12 protein-coding genes are annotated in these 18,562 nt (G+C 45.7%); 8 read left to right on the top strand and 4 right to left on the bottom strand.

The window, feature by feature from the left end; translation table 11 throughout:
• Positions 1–24: 24 nt before the first annotated feature.
• Entirely contained in the window at positions 25–3,795 is a 3,771-nt protein-coding gene (locus JMX92_RS08375; protein ID WP_201545149.1) for a nitrate reductase subunit alpha, read from the bottom strand.
• Positions 3,796–4,320: 525 nt separating this feature from the next.
• A complete protein-coding gene (locus tag JMX92_RS08380; protein ID WP_155587709.1) occupies positions 4,321–5,703 on the bottom strand; it encodes a NarK family nitrate/nitrite MFS transporter in 1,383 nt (460 codons plus the stop codon).
• Positions 5,704–6,008: 305 nt separating this feature from the next.
• Here JMX92_RS08380 and JMX92_RS08385 point away from each other — a divergent pair, with 305 nt between their 5' ends.
• Positions 6,009–7,931, top strand: coding sequence for a histidine kinase (locus JMX92_RS08385; protein WP_201545151.1), 1,923 nt, complete (start codon positions 6,009–6,011; stop codon positions 7,929–7,931).
• 128 nt (positions 7,932–8,059) lie between these two features.
• Positions 8,060–8,719: a two-component system response regulator NarL gene (gene narL, locus JMX92_RS08390; protein WP_011959943.1), complete on the top strand. Its 660-nt coding sequence runs from the start codon at positions 8,060–8,062 to the stop codon at positions 8,717–8,719.
• 160 nt (positions 8,720–8,879) lie between these two features.
• Here the strand turns inward: narL and JMX92_RS08395 are convergent, their stop codons facing one another.
• Positions 8,880–10,394 carry an MFS transporter gene (locus tag JMX92_RS08395; protein ID WP_201545153.1) on the bottom strand — a complete coding sequence of 505 codons (1,515 nt, stop codon included), beginning with the start codon at positions 10,392–10,394 and terminating at the stop codon, positions 8,880–8,882.
• 473 nt (positions 10,395–10,867) lie between these two features.
• On the opposite strand from JMX92_RS08395, the gene JMX92_RS08400 reads away from it, so the two are divergent.
• From JMX92_RS08400 to JMX92_RS08415, 4 genes are all read left to right on the top strand, one after another.
• Complete coding sequence (locus JMX92_RS08400; RefSeq protein ID WP_201545155.1) at positions 10,868–11,932, top strand: siderophore ABC transporter substrate-binding protein; 1,065 nt, start codon at positions 10,868–10,870, stop codon at positions 11,930–11,932.
• 45 nt (positions 11,933–11,977) lie between these two features.
• On the top strand, positions 11,978–13,021 hold the full coding sequence (locus tag JMX92_RS08405) for an ABC transporter permease (RefSeq protein WP_201545157.1): 1,044 nt from the start codon (positions 11,978–11,980) through the stop codon (positions 13,019–13,021).
• Between the two features lie 57 nt (positions 13,022–13,078).
• Positions 13,079–14,188 (top strand): iron chelate uptake ABC transporter family permease subunit, encoded by a 1,110-nt coding sequence (locus JMX92_RS08410; RefSeq protein WP_011959939.1) that lies wholly within the window; start codon positions 13,079–13,081, stop codon positions 14,186–14,188.
• A 95-nt stretch (positions 14,189–14,283) separates the two neighbouring features.
• On the top strand, positions 14,284–15,045 hold the full coding sequence (locus JMX92_RS08415; RefSeq protein WP_201545163.1) for an ABC transporter ATP-binding protein: 762 nt from the start codon (positions 14,284–14,286) through the stop codon (positions 15,043–15,045).
• 20 nt (positions 15,046–15,065) lie between these two features.
• On the opposite strand, the gene JMX92_RS08420 is transcribed toward JMX92_RS08415, so the two are convergent.
• Positions 15,066–15,407 (bottom strand): DMT family transporter, encoded by a 342-nt coding sequence (locus tag JMX92_RS08420; RefSeq protein ID WP_155587714.1) that lies wholly within the window; start codon positions 15,405–15,407, stop codon positions 15,066–15,068.
• A 415-nt stretch (positions 15,408–15,822) separates the two neighbouring features.
• Between JMX92_RS08420 and JMX92_RS08425 the strand changes: the two genes are divergently transcribed.
• Positions 15,823–17,343, top strand: coding sequence for a catalase (locus JMX92_RS08425; RefSeq protein ID WP_011959936.1), 1,521 nt, complete (start codon positions 15,823–15,825; stop codon positions 17,341–17,343).
• 295 nt (positions 17,344–17,638) lie between these two features.
• Positions 17,639–18,385 carry a hypothetical protein gene (locus tag JMX92_RS08430; protein ID WP_201545164.1) on the top strand — a complete coding sequence of 249 codons (747 nt, stop codon included), beginning with the start codon at positions 17,639–17,641 and terminating at the stop codon, positions 18,383–18,385.
• Positions 18,386–18,562 lie beyond the last annotated feature (177 nt).

Consider the following 18,562-nt stretch of genomic DNA (forward strand, 5'->3'; position numbering starts at 1 on the left):
CAAATTAACGTGTTTAAGGTTGTCTTAACCTTCTAAAGTGGTTGGTAATGGCTGTGGTAATGAGTCATCTGGCTTATCCTCCAGCCAATCAATCTTCGACATCTTACGCACCACCACAAATTCATCACGGTTACAGCCGACCGTACCATAGTAGTTAAAGCCGTATGATTGCTGGGCGTAGCTACCAATCATGTGTGTTGGCTTCAAGATGGTACGGGTCACTGAGTTGTGGATACCGCCTCGGGTACCGGTCTGCTCAGAGCCTGGGATGTTGACCAGTTTTTCTTGCGCGTGATACATCATGGTCATGCCGTCTTTGACACGTTGACTGACCACGGCACGGGCGGTAATTGCACCGTTGACGTTAAACACTTCAATCCAGTCGTTGTCCTCAATACCGGCTGACTTGGCATCATTTTCGGATAACCAAACAATCGGACCACCACGGCTAAGTGTTAGCATTAGTAAGTTTTCAGAGTAGGTACTGTGGATACCCCATTTTTGGTGCGGGGTTAAGAAGTTCAGTACAATCTCTTTGTTACCATTGGGCTTAGCGTCTTTCATGATGTCTGTGGTCTTGGTATCAATCGGCGGACGATACTGCTGCATTTGCTCACCGAACGCCTGCATCCAAGGGTGATCTTGATAAAACTGCTGACGGCCGGTAATGGTACGCCAAGGAATCAGCTCATGAACGTTGGTGTAACCAGCGTTATAACTGACCGATTCAGACTCAAGACCTGACCAGGTTGGGCTTGAGATAATCTTACGCGGCTGAGCCACAATGTCTCTAAAGCGGATCTTTTCGTGCTCGCTTGATTCCGCTAAGTGAGCGTGCTCACGGCCAGTAAATTCTTCTAGCGCCTTCCAGCCTTTCACCGCGACCTCACCATTGGTCTCAGGGGCGAGCATCAAGATGGTTTCTGACGCATCAATAGCGGTAAAGATTTGTGGACGACCCTCTGACACACCCGGTGTGGTCACCCGATGGTTTAAATCGCCTAAGTCTTTGACTGCTTTGGTCATATCCCAGTTGAGGCCTTTTGAGCCATTACCCAGTTTCTCAAGTGCAGGGCCTAGAGAGGTATATTTGGCATAGGTATTGGGATAATCACGCTCAACCACTTTAATCATGGGGCAGTTTTTACCTGGTACTGGTCGCTCGCCAGCGGTTTTCCAGTCGGTACCACCAAAGGGCTGTGCCAACTCGCCTGGGCTATCGTGCTGCATGGGCAAGGTCACCACATCCGTCTCAACGCCTAAGTGGCCTACGGATACTGCCGAGAAGGCTTTGGCAATACCTTTGTAGATTTCCCAGTCTGTTTTTGATTCCCAAGCGGGGTCAGTGGCTGCGGTTAATGGATGAATAAATGGATGCATGTCTGAAGTGTTCATGTCATCTTTTTCATACCAAGTTGCCGTTGGCAGTACGATGTCTGAATACAAGCAGGTTGATGACATACGGAAATCGAGCGTCACCACCAAGTCAAGCTTACCTTTGGCGCCCTCTTCGACATAATCGACCTCTTTTGGACGCAGGCCATCTGGCAAGCTGTCCTCACTCATTAGGCCGTTTTTGGTACCTAAGAAATACTCCAGCATGTACTCATGACCTTTACCGGACGAGCCTAAAAGGTTTGAGCGCCAGATAAACATATTGCGTGGGAAGTTTTGTGGGTTATCAGGTGACTCACAAGCAAAGCGTAAGCTGTTGTCATGCAATGAATCCACCACATACTCTTCAATCTCTTTACCTTGTGCTTTGGCCGCAGCCGCAATAGATAGCGGGTTACGGTTCAGCTGAGGTGCCGATGGCAACCAGCCAGCACGTTCGGCTTGAATGTTGTAATCGAGCATGTGCTCTGGGAAGAACTTCTTATTCACTCGAGGCGATAAAATCTCGTGTGCCGACACGGTCTCATGGCGCCACTGTGAGCTGTGGTTGTAGAAGAAGCTTGTGCCGTTCATGTGACGTGGCGGACGGTGCCAGTCTAGTGCAAATGCCAGTGGCAACCAGCCCGTTTGTGGGCGTAGTTTCTCTTGGCCCACATAGTGTGCCCAGCCGCCACCTGATTTACCGATACAGCCGCACAGCATCAGCATATTAATCACGCCGCGGTAGTTCATATCTAGGTGATACCAGTGGTTCATACCAGCACCGATGATAATCATCGATTTACCATGAGTTTTGTGTGCGTTTTCGGCAAACTCACGGCCCACTTGGATCACTTTTTCACGAGATAAACCAGTGATAACCTCTTGCCAAGCTGGCGTGCCAGGTACAGTAGCATCGTTATAATCATCAGTCACATGCTCGCCGCCCAGACCGTTATCAACGCCTAGGTTCGCAACCGTTAAGTCAAATACAGTGGCCACTTTAACAGTGCTGCCATCCGCTAAAGTGACAGTTTTGCAAGGCACACGTTTAACTTGCAGCGCATCACCAGCCACGGCATTAAAGTAAGGATGCTCGGTATGACCAAAGTAATCAAAGGCGACGTCACAAACCTCTTGCTCGCCAACATCGGATTTCAGACTTAAGGTTAAGTCGATGTCTTTGCCAGTTGAGCCGCTTTTTTGCTCAAGGTTCCATTTACCTTTTTCACCCCAGCGGTAGCCGATAGAGCCTAGCGGCGATACCAGTTCACCATCATTATTAATACCGATGGTTTTCCACTCAGGGTTATTTTCTTCACCTAAGTCATCGACCAAATCTGAGGCACGTAGGTAACGACCCGGACGGCGACCACCATTGTCATCTTCTTCTAACATGACCAAAATTGGCATGTCGGTGTAACGCTTGGCGTAATCAATGAAATAATCGCTTGGCTGCTTGAGATAGAACTCTTTGATAATCACGTGACAAAACGCTTGAGCCACCGCCGCATCAGTACCCTGTTTTGGATTTAGCCACAGGTCGGTTAGCTTTGATATTTCAGCATAATCTGGTGTGATAGAAACTGTTTTGGTACCTTTATAACGTACTTCGGTAAAGAAGTGAGCGTCAGGGGTACGGGTCTGCGGTACGTTAGAACCCCAAGCGATGATGTAATCTGAGTTGTACCAGTCCGCGGATTCAGGCACGTCGGTTTGCTCGCCCCATGTCATGGGAGACGCTGGCGGTAAGTCGCAGTACCAATCATAAAACGACAGACACACACCACCGATTAAGGACAAATAACGGCTACCAGCGGCATAGCTGACCATAGACATCGCCGGAATCGGTGAGAAACCAACGATACGGTCAGGGCCATAAGTTTTGGCGGTATAGACGTTACTGGCGGCGATGATTTCGTTCACCTCATCCCAGCTTGAGCGAATAAAACCGCCCATACCCCGTTTTGATTTGTATTCAACTGTTTTGCTTGGGTCTTCAACAATGCTTGCCCACGCATCAACTGGGTCTTTGTGCTGTGCTTTGGCCGCGCGCCATAGCTTTAATAATGGCTTACGCACCTTTGGATACTTAACCCGGTTAGCAGAATACATATACCAGCTATAGCTTGCCCCGCGAGGACAGCCACGTGGCTCATGGTTAGGCAGATCAGGACGGGTACGTGGATAATCGGTTTGCTGCGTCTCCCAAGTCACCAGGCCGTTTTTGACATAGATTTTCCATGAGCATGAGCCTGTACAGTTCACCCCATGTGTTGAACGCACAATTTTGTCATATTGCCAGCGATTACGGTAACCGTCCTCCCATCCTCGCGACTCATCGCGCACTTCACCATGACCGTCAGCGAACTCCCCTTTTTTGCGTTTAAAAAAACGAAACTGGTCGAGTAAATGGCTCATATTGCTATCCTCTAGGTTAAGACTTCGATGTACAAAAAAGCTCAGAGCAGCAGCCTAATCCTGATGCTGTCAGTGCGTGAGCAATAGATATCATTAGATAGGCTGTATTCTATTTATCCCGCACCTGGCTTACTATCATCTAACATAGGCAATCGCCTACCACTTTAGGGTTAGCTCATGGCTCTTTTTTTAAGCTCTATTTTTTTCATAACCTCAAAGTTGTAACGATTAAGTTATCCACTTTTTTGTAACCAAACCTTTTTTAAGACAGTTGGCGGCTTTACTTTGGGCAATAAAAAAGCGCCACTTATTTAAGTGACGCTTTCACCGCTTAGTTTTAATAATAGGACTTACGCAAAACCCAGAATGTAATCCTTAAAGAGCGACTGGGGATTGTTTTTGAAGCCTCTGGAACTACCGTACAGCAAGCGAGAAAATAATACCCAATCGCTAAAATCCCTAATCCTGCGTAAGTCCTAAATAACTACATTGTGTGTCTTACCATTATAGCCCTACACTATAGCCCTATGACGGATACTCTGCATTTTTGCGGCTGTAATACCACCAGGTTAAGACAATACAAACCACATAATAGGCAATCAAAGCGATGAATGTGCCATTGACACCTAAGCCTGAGCCAAACATCTTAGGCACAAAGAAAGCACCATAAGCCGCTACTGCTGAGGTAAAGCCCACCACTGCTGCTGACTCTTTGCGAATCTCAACAAACAAAGGCTCTGTGCCTACTTTGTCAGGATGCTCACGCTCTAATACCGTTCTAAAGATAACTGGAATCATACGGAAGGTTGAGCCATTACCAATCCCTGTGGTGACAAACAGTACCATAAATGAGATCAGATACCCCGTAAAGCTACCGGCGCTGGTGCCACTTGGCAAGAAGTACATCACCGCCACTACGGCCAATATCATCACCACATAGTTCCAGAATGTCACTCGGGCGCCGCCCAATTTATCAGCAATCCAGCCACCTGCAGGACGGAATAACGCACCGACTAAGGGGCCTAAAAAGGCAAACTGCAACGCATTGACATCCGGAAATCCTTTTTTAATCAGCATCGGAAAGGCGGCCGAAAAGCCAATAAACGAGCCAAAGGTGGCCATATATAGCACACACATGATCCAGTTGTGCTTGCGCTTAAAGATAACCGCTTGATCTTTAAACGATGCTTTTGCCGAGGCAATATCATTCATCAAAAACCAAGCAGCAATAGACACCAGTGCAATAAAAGGCACCCAGATAAAGCCTGCATTTTGCAGATAAAGTGTTTTGCCCGCTTCAGTCACTTGCGGTGCACCGCCAAGTGCGCCAAACACACCAAAACCGATTACCAAAGGCACCACAAACTGCATCACAGACACACCTAGGTTGCCCAGACCTGCGTTTAAACCCAGTGCTGTGCCTTGCTTATCTTTAGGATAAAAAAACGAGATGTTGGACATAGAGGACGCAAAGTTTGCGCCACCAAAGCCGCACAGTAGTGCAATCATGGCAAACACGCTAAAGGGCGTATCAGGATTTTGAACCGCAAAGCCCATCCACACTGCAGGGATAAGCAGTGACGCGGTAGAGATGGCCGTCCAGCGACGTCCACCAAAGATAGGCACCATAAACGAATAAAAAATACGCAGCGTCGCCCCAGACAATCCTGGTAAAGCGGCCAGCCAAAACAGCTGCCCCTCATCAAAGCCAAAGCCAATCTCAGGCAAGTTAACAATCACCGCACTCCAGACCATCCATACCGCAAAGGCCAATAGCAGTGCTGGGATAGACACCCATAAGTTGCGGCTGGCGACCTGCTTACCGCCGTTTTCCCAAAAATCTTCCATTTCTGGGCGCCAGTCAGTGATGAGCTTGCCCCCTTTTAAGTCTTCTTTATTCACACCCATACTTACCTCACTTAGTACTGTTGATAACTCACAGTCACGGCTTGTTGTTCGATAAGTTAAGGTACTTCAGCCATCATGAATTTAATATGGTTATAAGGGTTTAATGTATCCACTTAAGTAGGTAACTTGCATTAGCGCTTATTAACTACTACTTTAGGAGTATGTCAAAGCTTGGGGCGTAAATGCTAATTTAGCCTACCCCTTTTTTTTCTCATCTTTTTTGGCTCAAAGAAATACTCAAAATCTCTAAAAAGATCGGCTCCAGAAACTTTTTTAAATTCAAATATATCAAGTAGTTATATACGATGCCCATACCTAATACATTAGCAGTTCGCTCTTGGATAGCCACGACACTGATTATTTTGCTCTTTTTGGGCACTGCCCTAAGTAGTGGGTTTTTGGCATGGGCGGCGCAAAATGATGCCAAAGCCATTAATACTGCTGGCTCCATTAGAATGGCCACCTACCGCATGAACTTTTTATTGGTGGCCGACCAAAGTAGCGCTGAGCTAAGAGCTGCGGATATCAGCTCAGTGCAGCAGATTAATCAGCTGATAGACGATATGAATCGGCGTCAAAGCTTACTGCAACACTATCAAAGCCAACGTACCAATAAAGACACTCGCATCGATCGACAAATTGAGCGCATTCATCAAGGCTGGACACAGACCTTAATGCCCCTACTATTGGCACGTGACAGCGTAGGGTTTTATAAAGCGTCCTTGCCATATATACAGCAAGTTGATGCGGTGGTGTCTCAATTACAGTATCGTAATGAGCAGCGGCAAAACCGCCAGCAGTTATTACAGCTCATCTCAATGAGTCTGATGATACTTATCATGATTGGCGGTATTTATGAGCTGCGTAAAAAGGTATTATTGCCGGTCAAAAAATTGATGCAGGCCAAAGCTGCCTTTACCTCAGGTAAGCTAGAGACTCGGGTTCACTTGACCGGTTATAAAGAGTTTGAGGAGCTTGGCCGCTCTTTTAATGATATGGTGAGCGCCATTGAGCAAAATAAACAATTTTTGGAAAGACAAATTGCATTAAAAACCGCGCACCTAACGCAGGACAACCAAGTATTGTCACTGCTGTATGACTTTGCCAAATACTTAACCACCAGCCAGGTGAGTATTACTGAACTAAACCGGCTGATTGCAGATTTTGGTAAAATTATCCCAGAGCTTGAATTCACACTGTGTATCAAAGGCGATTTAATCGACAATAAAGATGCCATTGCCATTCACAGTAGTGAGCTGCGAGATTTGTGCTCAACCACCACCTGTGATAGCTGTTTGATTAAGTCCAGCTTCTATACGGAGTCTTTTTTGATCCGTCATCAAAAGTCGCAGTTTGGGGATTTACGGGTGCGCCCTAAATCTTTAGGCATAAGCCGCCCTACTGAGCAGGCCACCCCATCAGAGAACCGCATTCCTTTGGTACAGGTAGCTCAACTTGATTCGATGATCGATGATACAGAAACACAAGCATTAATTGCCAATAACAAGCCGGCCATCACCGCTTTAACCAACTTAATTAGTACGGCGATGTTTTTGTTACAGCAGCGCCAACAAGAGCATCAGATCATATTATTAGAGGAGCGCGCCACCATTGCTCGTGAGCTGCATGACTCATTAGCGCAGTCTTTATCTTACTTGAAGATACAGACCACTATTTTGGAAAAACGACTGCAGCACACTCACTGTGATAGCCCAGATTTGGCGTTAGTAAGTGACTCTATTGGCAAGCTAAAAGACGGATTGACCTCTGCCTATCAGCACCTAAGAGACCTGTTGGTAACTTTCCGTCTAAGCCTTAATGATGACAGTTTCGATGAGGCACTACACAATTCGGCAGAAGAATTTGCCAAAAAAGGCGGTTTTAATGTCAAGGTGAGCAATCAAGTTATCTCCTTAAATCTAAGCGCAAGCGAGCAGGTCAATGTGATTCAGATTGTTCGAGAGGCCTTATCTAATATCTGCCGCCATGCCAATGCCAAGAACGTGACCGTAAATTTTGGCTATATTGCAGACAGTAATGATACCTTGTTAAGTATTAGCGATGATGGCAAAGGGCTATCAGGTAGTTTTGATCAGACCCATCATCATGGGCTTATGATTATGCAAGAGCGCGCCAAAAGCTTGGGCGGCCAATTAACTGTCAGCAATAATGAGCCGACAGGCACTGTGGTAGAAGCACGCTTTTCGCCAGATTTTTTTAATGGATAGCTTGTGGCGCCTTGTTGTATACAGCTTCTTTGTTCATCAGTTATGTGTTAACAGACCCTTTTTCTAGTAATACGATTTAAGTGTTTATATTTGATTATTCTTTTTATTTTTTACCTTTGTGAGTCTCTATGTCAACGAAAGTTTATACCGCGACCTCCCCTGCCAAAATCCTCCTGGTCGATGACCATCCCATGCTACGACGTGGTATGGCCGATCTACTTAGCTTAGAGCCCGACTTTCAAGTAGTCGCCGATGTCAGTAGTGGTGAAGAAGCATTGAGCTATCTTGCCCAAAACCAAGTGGACTTAGTGATTCTTGATCAAAACATGCCAGGCCTTAGCGGTTTAGATACTGCTGAGCAAATTCGTGAGCAAGGCCATCAGGCTAAAGTATTGATGTTCACAGTCTCTGATAGTGGCGATGATATCCATAATGCGTTAAAGCTTGGGGTAAATGGCTACTTATTAAAAGACATGCAGCCTGAGCAGGTGGCACTTGATATTCGTAAAGCCTTACGCGGTGAGCTGGTGGTCAGCTCGCGCTTAGCTGCTGTGTTAGCCCAAGCACTGCGTACGCCCAATTTAGATGACATTGTCAGCAACTTAACAAGCCGTGAGCTGCAAGTGGTAAAAATGATTGCCAAAGGCCACAGTAATAAGATGATTGGTAATGAGCTGGGCATCTCTGAGTCGACCGTAAAAGTTCACGTCAAACATATTTTAAATAAAACCAATTTGCGCACTCGAGTAGATGTCGCAGTGTGGGCGGTGAATAATTTGACCGCTTAACCCTTTGATGTCTTAAGCTTTGAATTACAGGCAATACCTTTTATTTGACTGTCTTTAAGCCATACATAAACAAAGCCACCCAAACAATCGCTTGGGTGGCTTTTTTTATTCACTACGAGACTAAGGGCATCCGTATAGCTTTAAAGCCATTGTCAGAGTTTCAGTCATTTGTCATAGGTGACAACTTGTTTTGTGCCAAGCGATCTTGCTCTGCCAAAGCGATATCCACCGACGACATCTTGTACTCCTCGCCAAAGGCATCATCAGGCTCTTTGAGCCAAAAAAAGCACACCAGCCATGCCACAAAGGCCCCACCGGCGATGATATAAAAGAACTGGTTAGGCTCAACAAAGGTGTAGATAAATAAGTAAAATACCGCACCCACGTTACCATAAGCGCCTGCCATACCTGAGATTTGACCGGTCAAACGGCGCTTGATAGAAGGAATAATGCCAAAGGTTGCCCCTTCTGCACCCTGCACAAACACCGAACAACCAATGGTAAAGACGACTGCAATAAATAATGGCCAACCAGCGTTGAGTAGTCCCATAAGCGCAAAGCCAATACCGATGCCAAACATATAAACCAGCATCACCAGACGGCGGTTGCCAATTTTATCTGAAATATAACCGCCTAAAGGTCGGGCCCAAAGGTTAACAAAAGCAAAAGTAGAAGCGATTAGACCGGCCGCTGTGGCATCTAGCTTCCAAGTACTGGCAAAGAACATAGGTAGCATAGAGACGACCGCAAGCTCCGCGCCAAAGTTGGCAAAATAAGATACATTTAAAGCGGCCACCGATTTAAAGGGGTATTTGTCATCTTCTGGAATGCCCGCTTTGAGCATAGGAATATTGACACTCAAGGCTTTGTAAATCTGATAAATCACCACCACCGCTATCATCACATAACAGACGATAGCACCTGTCGCAGACAAAAACCCCATGTCTTGAGTGCGATAAACCAGCACCCCCAACACCCCATACAATGGGATAGTAAACAAGCAGTATAACCACAAATCTCGCCAGCTGGATACCTCTAAGGCGCCCGCCTTTCTAGATCTTTGGTGTGTATCTGCTGTTGGCCCATCAGTAATCAAAAACCAATAAGCTACCCCATATAGCGCCATCAACAAGCCAGACAATGCTATGGCCCAGCGCCACCCATCATGACCACCGAAGAACTGTAAAGCCACAGTGGGAATAGTAATCGCAGCCGCCGCAGAGCCAAAGTTTCCCCATCCAGCATAAAAGCCTTCTGCAAAACCAATGTCTTTGGGCTTAAACCAAAGCGCGGTCATATGAATACCGACCACAAAGCCTGCCCCGACAATAGACATAAATAGCCGAGATACAAACAGCTGCATCGCCGATGTGCCAAAGGCGAAGAACCACGTGGGTATCGCCATCACTATCATTAATACCGAAAACACCCGGCGCGGGCCGAATCTATCTAATGCCATGCCCACCACTACGCGGCCAGGAATGGTCAACGCCACGTTAGCAATCAAAAACAGCTTGATATGCTCAGGCGTCAAATAACTTTCAGCCGCCAGCATAGAAGTTGCCAGCGGCGCCATGTTAAACCAAACATAAAAGGTTAGAAAAAAAGCAATCCAGGTATAGTGCAGCGCTCTAATATCACGGCGCTCAACCTCAAGCAGCTCCTTGGCATGCATGATGCGTCTCCTGAGCAATAGACATAAAAAAAAGCAGTGATGTTGGCAAGCTCCCGTCTTTAAAGACCCTGTGAGCTTAGCAAGTCACTGCCCTGTAATTGCTTTTAATATAGCGCCAATCTTAATTAATACCTATTGAGCAAAAGCGGTACATAAGCCTAATTCCCTACCCCTTTTGGGGGATAATAGACCCACTTAAAAGTAACAAAACACCCTTGTTTTATTTAATGCGAATTATTATCATTTATTTTTGCATTTAAAAAGCGTATCATAGGCTCATTCTCAAAAAATTAGCAGACATCTGATGTACCACTCGCAGTTAATTTAGAGGGTCTGTGCGCTATGTCATCAGATAAGAGAGTTTTGTTTTTTTATAGTCTAGTTTTTTGACATGTTTTACAGCTTTTTATTTAACAGCCATTGTCTTGTCATGGCTTTTTTAACGACTAAGTTTAATGATTAAGTGAGATTTTATGTTTACCAAACGTCTATCCTCTGCCGCCGCCTCTTCTGCGTATCCCAAAGCCAAGTTGGCTCTACTCACCTTAATGGTGAGCGGTGCGCTTTTTGGTTGCTCTCCTAAACAGACAGACACTCAAACTGACAGTGCCGCTGAAACTCAAAGTGAGACTGGCTCTGAAGCGGCCACCACAGAGTCAAGTGCGACTGACAACCAAGCACAAGTAAGCATTGATACCACTCGCGGTGAAGTAACTTTACACACCAATCCTGAGCCATTAGCTGTATATGACATGACCTTAATGCAGGATTTAGCTGCCTTAGAAGTACCTGTAGCTGGTCTGCCTGACAACTTACATTTAGACAATCTAAAAGCGGCAGGTGCCCCAGAGAGCCAGAATATCGGTACTTTATTCGAGCCTGATATGGAAGCACTTAACCAAATGCAGCCCAAAGCCATTTTAATTGGCTCACGTATGGCAGAAAAATATGACGCCCTTAGCAAAATGGCGCCAACTTTAGACCTGACCTTAGATACTGAAAATATTTATGAGTCTAGCAAACAGCGCTTAGCTGATTTAGGTAAGCTATTTAACAAAGCCGATAAAGCCGCTCAGTTGCAACAAGATATTGATCAAGCCATCGAGCAAGCCAAAGCTGCCAGTGCCGGTAAAGGCAATGGTTTGGTTGTCCTAGTAAACGGCAATAAAATCTCAGCCTATGGCGAAAAATCTCGCTTTGGGTTCTTACATACCGTCTTTGGTATTCCTGCTGCTGATACTCAGATTGAAGATGGCCGACATGGTCAACCCGTATCTTTTGAATACTTACAAAAAATCGATCCAGACTGGTTATTTGTGCTAGATAGAAGCTCAGCCATTGGTGAAGAAGGCGTAGGTGCAGATGCGGTATTAGACAACCCATTAATGCATCAAACCAAAGCTTGGAAAAACAAACATATTGTCTACCTAAGCCCAGACTCATACCTTGCTTTCGGGGGTTACTATCAGTGGTTAAAAGATACCAAGATCGTCACTGATGCCTTGAGTAAAGCCGAAACAGTTGAAAGCGCTCAATAAGCACACGCTTATCCCTCAATTTTTACAGTAAAAATAAAGACCGTTATGTTTGATTCTTCTGCCAAACCTAAAGCTCGACATGTTTTGCTATCGCCTATGCTGCTCAACACGTTAAGTGTGCTGCTATTGGTGGCTCTAATTTTGCTAAGCTTATCGCTGGGTGTGGCAGATTTTTCATGGCAAGGGCTGTGGCAAGCCTTGACTCAGCAGTCGGTCAGTAACGATTTACAGTTGTTGCTGGTAAGTCGACTGCCGCGCACGCTGGCCATTATTTTGACCGGTGCCTCTTTAGCTGTGGCGGGGATGATTTTACAAGTTGTGTTAAAAAACCGCTTTGTTGACCCCTCCATGGTGGGCGCCACCCAAAGCGCAGGCCTAGGCCTACTTTTGGTCAGCCTATACTTGCCCACAAGTAGCCTATTTAGCAAGATGCTCATTGCGACCTTGTGCGCTATCGCCGGTATGGTGCTGTTTATGCGTCTGATTAAGCATTTGCCTGCCACAGATATCTTAATGGTCCCTTTGGTAGGCATTGTGTTTGGCGGTATTATTGAGGCGGTCACTACCTTTATTGCCTATGAGACGGAGTCTTTGCAGATGCTGTCAGTGTGGCGCTTTGGGGATTTTTCTACTATTTTGGCGGGGCGTTATGAGCTGCTGTATGTGACCGGTGCGTTGGCACTGGTGGCGTACTTTTTGGCCGACAAACTAACCATTGTGGGATTAGGCGAAGCCATTGCTATTAACTTAGGGGTGAACCAGCGCTTGATGACCTGGTTTGTGATCTTAACTGTGGCCATGATTAGCGCCGTGGTGGTGGTTACGGTAGGCGCCATTCCTTTTGTCGGACTGGTCGTACCTAATATTATCAGCCGCTTAATGGGAGACAGTCTACGTCGATGCTTGCCGGCAGTGGCATTATTCGGCTCAAGCCTAGTGCTACTATGCGATGTGATTGGCCGCAGCATCCGCTACCCCTTTGAAGTACCGGTAGCGACCGTATTCGGTGTTATTGGCGCCGCGATATTTTTATGGATGTTACTCCGTAAACCTCGTAAGCTTGAAATCAATCCATCGGCCCAAGCCTAAGCCCACAGCTCTTAAGTCGTATCTTCTCATTTATCCTTTTTGCCAGCTAAGCTTATTATGAATTCATCCAAGCAAGCATCCACCACATCAATGCCTAAGTCCTCTAGCAATAATAAAGATTGTGCAGGCTCGCAGTTTGTGTCCTCAAATAGCCAAACTTCTAAACATCCACTTACCACTCACCCTGTACAGCTGCGTATTAATCCAGGCTTGGTATTTAGCAAACCGGTGTGGCTTGCTTTGCTGACTTTACTGGTAAGCTGCGTGCTGTTTATGACCTTACAGGCCAATGGCAACTGGGACTTTGTGTTGCCGTTCCGGGGGCAAAAGCTGGCGGCGCTTATGATTGTGGGCTACTGTATTGGAGTCTCGACACTGCTGTTTCAAAGCCTCACCCACAACCCGATTTTAACGCCTGCCCTATTGGGCTTTGACTCGTTATATATTCTTATCCAAAGCCTATTGGTATTCTTCTTGGGTGCGGTGAATATGTTTACCAGTCAGCCGTTACTAAAGTTTGGCATTGAAGTGGCACTGATGGTGGCCGCCTCCTTATTCCTGTTTCGGCTATTATTTAATCGCACTGAGCACTCTTTATCTCGGCTAATTTTAGTCGGCATTATCTTTGGCGTGTTATTTAGAAGCTTATCAAATTTGGTGGCACGCCTCATTAACCCCGAAGACTTCGTAGTGATACAAGCGGCCAGCTTTGCCCAATTTAATATCACCAATGTCCATATGATGTGGCTGAGCCTGGCCATTTGTCTTGTCAGTGCATGGCTTATTTGGCGCTGGCGCTTTCAGGTCGATGTACTGATGCTTGGCCGCTCCGATGCAATTGGTCTGGGCATTGATTATCAGGGTTTAACCCTGCGTCTATTGGTGGTCATCTCAGTGTTGGTCGCAACCGCGACCGCCTTTGTCGGCCCTATCGTATTTTTGGGGTTATTGGTGTGCGCTTTGACCAACCGCATAAGCCACAGCATGTATCATAGCGAGCGTATCGTTTTGGTCAGCTTGGTGTCCATGATTACGTTGGTATTGGGTCAGACTTTGTTTGAGCGGGTGCTTGGCATGGCCGGTGTGTTGTCAGTTGTGATTGAACTGCTCGGCGGCATGGTCTTTATCGGCCTGATTTTAAAGCAGTATCGCAAGCAGGTGGCCTAAGTGATCAATAAGCCAGCTTGGCTGCTTCTTTGACACTTACTGTTATATCCCCCTAATTTTCATCCTATTTTTATACCTGACAGCTGAATATCTTTATGATTACCATTAATAATGTAAGCCATCACATCGATCACCACCCCATCTTAAATAATGTCAGCTTAAGCTTAGAAGATGCGCAAGTGATTGCGTTAATTGGGCCAAATGGTGCCGGAAAGTCCACCTTGTTTAGCGTCATGTCACGCCTACAACCGCTACAAAATGGGTCGGTTCAGTTTGGTGAGTACGACATTGCACATACCGACAGTAAGGTTATGGCTAAGACAGTGGCCATATTGGCACAGAGCAATCAACTACAAGGCCGATTGCGGGTAGAAGAGCTATTGATGTTCGGCCGTTATCCATATCATCAAGGCCGGCCTACCCCAGCCGATCATCAAAAGGTGGCTGAGGTTATTGAGAAGTTTGAATTGCAAGATATGGCACACCGCTACTTATCTACCTTATCAGGTGGGCAACAGCAGCGGGTATTGATTGCTATGATTGTCTGCCAGGATACCCCTTATTTACTGCTTGATGAGCCGCTTAACAACTTAGACATGTACCACTCAGGCCAGCTGATGCGCGCCCTACGCAGTTTGGCTCATGAACAAAAAAAGACAGTGGTTATTGTGCTGCACGATATCAACCAAGCCGCACAGTTCGCCGATACCGTAGTCATGATAAAGACCGGACAAGTTATTCAAACCGGCCATCCTATTGAAGTGCTGACGCAAGAGACCATACAGGATTTATATGGGGTGAAAGCTACCGTCATTGAGCACAAAGGCTATCCGGTTATTATTGATAGCCGAGTTTAGATCTTCCCCTAATCCCCCTCCTACCCCACAGAGCTTGAGAACAAATTAAGCACCACAACGCCGGTCACAATCAGGCCAATGCCTATCACTGCCGGCGTATCAATACTCTGCTTAAATACCAGCAGACCAATCAAAGCTGTTAACACAATACCTACCCCGCCCCACATTGCATAAGCAATACCAAGCGGAATACCCCTTAATGACTTAGTCAAAAAATAAAAAGAAAAAGCATAGAGCACCACCGTGGCTAAAGTGGGATAAAGCTTAGTGAATTCTTGCGACTTCACCAAAAAGGTGGTTCCGGTTATTTCAAAGATAATAGCCCCGGCCAAATAGGCATAGGCGATGGCAGTTGGAGACATTTAAACACCCACGATTATAGTAATTTTAAGGTACCGATCAGCCCAGCGGCGCCTATAAATGTGGCTAAATTGCTTTATTTGTTGGACTGTACTACATTAGCTATTGAAACCCACATGATTGTTATAACCAATCAAGTAATGGGTGACTTAAATTCAATCGAGCCAAAAAAATCTCAATAGTTATAAAAGGATTTATAGACCAAAAGCGGTAGCAAAAATAGATTAGTAAAACAAAACATACTATTGTAATTAATTTATTATACAAAACTACACAATTTGGCTTTAATAGAGATAAGCAAGATAACCGGCTTGGTAATAACCATACCCTAACTGCTCTATTGTACTTAAAAAAATAACAGGCTGTAAAAAATCAAGTGTTTTATCCCCCACTCATTACAAAAAAAAGGAGATTACAATGAGTGATAAAAAATGCCCCTACGCCCCCACGAAGCTAACCATGAACAATGGTGCACCCGTTGCAGACAACCAAAACAGCTTAACAGCCGGCCCTCGAGGTCCGCTATTGGCGCAAGACCTTTGGTTGAACGAGAAGCTGGGCAACTTTGTGCGTGAAGTTATTCCAGAACGCCGCATGCATGCCAAGGGTTCTGGCGCCTTTGGTACCTTTACCGTCACCAATGACATTACTAAATATACGCGTGCTAAAATTTTTAGCGAAGTCGGCAAAAAGACCGAAATGTTTGCCCGCTTTAGTACCGTAGCCGGTGAGCGCGGTGCGGCTGATGCTGAGCGTGATATCCGTGGTTTTGCCCTAAAGTTCTACACCGAAGAGGGTAACTGGGATTTAGTAGGCAACAACACGCCTGTCTTCTTCTTACGTGACCCACGTAAGTTCCCTGATTTGAACAAAGCGGTAAAACGTGATCCTCGTACCAATATGCGCTCAGCGACCAATAACTGGGACTTTTGGACCTTACTACCTGAGTCATTCCACCAAGTGACCATCGTAATGAGTGACCGCGGTATCCCTGCCTCATACCGTCATATGCATGGCTTTGGCTCACACACTTACAGCTTCTGGAATGATCAAGGCGAGCGCTTCTGGGTCAAATTCCACATGCGTACGCAGCAAGGCATTAAGAACCTAACTGATGCCGAAGCTGCCGAAACTGTCGGTATGGACCGTGAAAGCCATCAAAAAGATTTATTTGAGTCTATCGAAAATGGCGATTTCCCAAAATGGAAAATGTACGTTCAAATCATGCCAGAAGCAGAGGCTGAACAGGTGCCTTACCACCCGTTTGACTTGACTAAAGTTTGGCCAAAAGGCGACTACCCTCTAATTGAGGTGGGTGAATTTGAACTTAACAAAAACTCAGACAACTACTTTTTAGATGTAGAGCAAGCGGCATTTGCACCAAGTAACTTAGTACCAGGTATCGGTGTCTCTCCAGACAAGATGCTACAAAACCGTCTGATTAACTATGCAGATGCACAGCGCTATCGTGTGGGCGTTAATAGCCATCAGATTCCAGTCAACCAACCACGTTGCCCTTACTCGAGCAACCATCGTGATGGTCTAGGCCGTGTCGATGATAACTATGGGGGTCGTCCACATTATGAGCCAAACAGCTTTAGTCAATGGCAAGAGCAGCCTGAATACGCTGAGCCGCCTCTAAGAATTAATGGGGATGCCGCTCATTGGGACTTCCGTAAAGACGATGATGACTACTTTAGCCAGCCGCGCGCTTTATTCAATCTCATGAGCGATGAGCAAAAGCAGGTATTATTTGATAACACAGCGCGTAACATAGCATCGGTGCCAGACTTTATCAAATACCGCCACATCCGTAACTGCTACTGGTGTGACCCTGCTTATGGTGAAGGCGTGGCCAAAGCCATCGGCTTAACGGTTGACGATGCGCTCGCAGCTCGAGAGACCGACCCTGCACGTCATTTAGATAGCTTACTATAACTGCGTCTGCAACACGCACGGGTAAGGCAGACATCTTGTGTTAGCTTTACGGTTCAAAAAACACCTCTGGCATTCGCTTGGGGTGTTTTTTATTCTTAGCAGATAAATTAGGGTATTGGTTGCTCTATCCTCTACCAAGGAAATGCTTGCTATATTAAGTCGTGGGCATATTAGACTACACTCGTTAGCTTTTTTACTACTCACTGTATTATTTCTTAACAGACATTTAGAGGCAAATAACCGATGATGACTACAACATTTAATAGTAAATAACTTACTTTAAAAAGAGGATGTTATGACAGATAAGATAATTGATTTGGGTTCAGGTTTTTGGAACATACGTGGTTCATTTAAACTGGGCGGTCTAATAGATATTGGCACTCAGTGCTCTTTAGTGCAACTAGAGTCAGGCAAGTTTATCTTTTTAGACAGCTATAGTTTAACCGGTGAGCTGCGCGATAAGGTGATGTCCTTGACTGATAATGGCACAAAGGTGGAAGCCATTTTAAATTTACACCCTTTTCATACCATACACTGCGCGCAAATGGCCAAAGATTTTCCCACCGCCATTAATTACGGCAGCGAACGTCATAAGCGTAAGATAACCGAGGTAAACTGGGCCGATGACTTGGTAGAAAGCGAGGCGGTAGCCAAACGCTATCCTGAGCTTGAGTTCTCACTCCCCAAAGGTATCGACTATATCTCAGACAATGAGATGATTCACGCCAGCTCTTTACTGGCCTTTCATCCTGCCAGCAAAAGCTTACATGTAGATGATACTTTTGTCACGCCGCCTGCCAAAATCTTGCAAGCCATTTTGCCAGAACTGTCGCTACATCCCACCACCAAAAAGGCACTAACCGATGAGCCTAATGCCGGAAAAAAATACTGTGATTGGGCAGAGAATTTGGCAGAAAAATGGCAAAAAACCGAGAACTTCTGTGCAGCCCATTCAGATATGGTGAAGTTTGGTCCAGGTGAGTTTAAAGCAGCCTTATTAAAAGCGGTTGCCAAAGCTCGTCCTAAGCTTGAAAAGGCTTAGCCCACTTGGCATGATTGAAAGTATAAGCTGATAACTGACAGCTTAAGCTTAATATTTGACTGGCCGGTCGCCCACTGCTGGCATTTTATTAACGGGCTGCTGTTGAAATCTAGTTAACTAATCATTAAACTTTGGCTCAATGTAAACCATATTTTATGAGTTTGCACCCTACCAAGG

The organism is Psychrobacter sp. H7-1 (assembly GCF_904846585.1).
Taxonomy (GTDB): domain Bacteria; phylum Pseudomonadota; class Gammaproteobacteria; order Pseudomonadales; family Moraxellaceae; genus Psychrobacter; species Psychrobacter raelei.

Coding starts and splice junctions, on each gene's coding strand:
- JMX92_RS08385 (WP_201545151.1), top strand. CDS start 6,009: ATGCCCATACCTAATACATTAGCAGTTCGCTCTTGGATAGCCACGACA.
- JMX92_RS08375 (WP_201545149.1), bottom strand. CDS start 3,795: ATGAGCCATTTACTCGACCAGTTTCGTTTTTTTAAACGCAAAAAAGGG.
- JMX92_RS08400 (WP_201545155.1), top strand. CDS start 10,868: ATGTTTACCAAACGTCTATCCTCTGCCGCCGCCTCTTCTGCGTATCCC.
- JMX92_RS08425 (WP_011959936.1), top strand. CDS start 15,823: ATGAGTGATAAAAAATGCCCCTACGCCCCCACGAAGCTAACCATGAAC.
- JMX92_RS08410 (WP_011959939.1), top strand. CDS start 13,079: ATGAATTCATCCAAGCAAGCATCCACCACATCAATGCCTAAGTCCTCT.
- JMX92_RS08395 (WP_201545153.1), bottom strand. CDS start 10,394: ATGCATGCCAAGGAGCTGCTTGAGGTTGAGCGCCGTGATATTAGAGCG.
- JMX92_RS08415 (WP_201545163.1), top strand. CDS start 14,284: ATGATTACCATTAATAATGTAAGCCATCACATCGATCACCACCCCATC.
- narL (WP_011959943.1), top strand. CDS start 8,060: ATGTCAACGAAAGTTTATACCGCGACCTCCCCTGCCAAAATCCTCCTG.
- JMX92_RS08430 (WP_201545164.1), top strand. CDS start 17,639: ATGACAGATAAGATAATTGATTTGGGTTCAGGTTTTTGGAACATACGT.
- JMX92_RS08405 (WP_201545157.1), top strand. CDS start 11,978: ATGTTTGATTCTTCTGCCAAACCTAAAGCTCGACATGTTTTGCTATCG.
- JMX92_RS08420 (WP_155587714.1), bottom strand. CDS start 15,407: ATGTCTCCAACTGCCATCGCCTATGCCTATTTGGCCGGGGCTATTATC.
- JMX92_RS08380 (WP_155587709.1), bottom strand. CDS start 5,703: ATGGGTGTGAATAAAGAAGACTTAAAAGGGGGCAAGCTCATCACTGAC.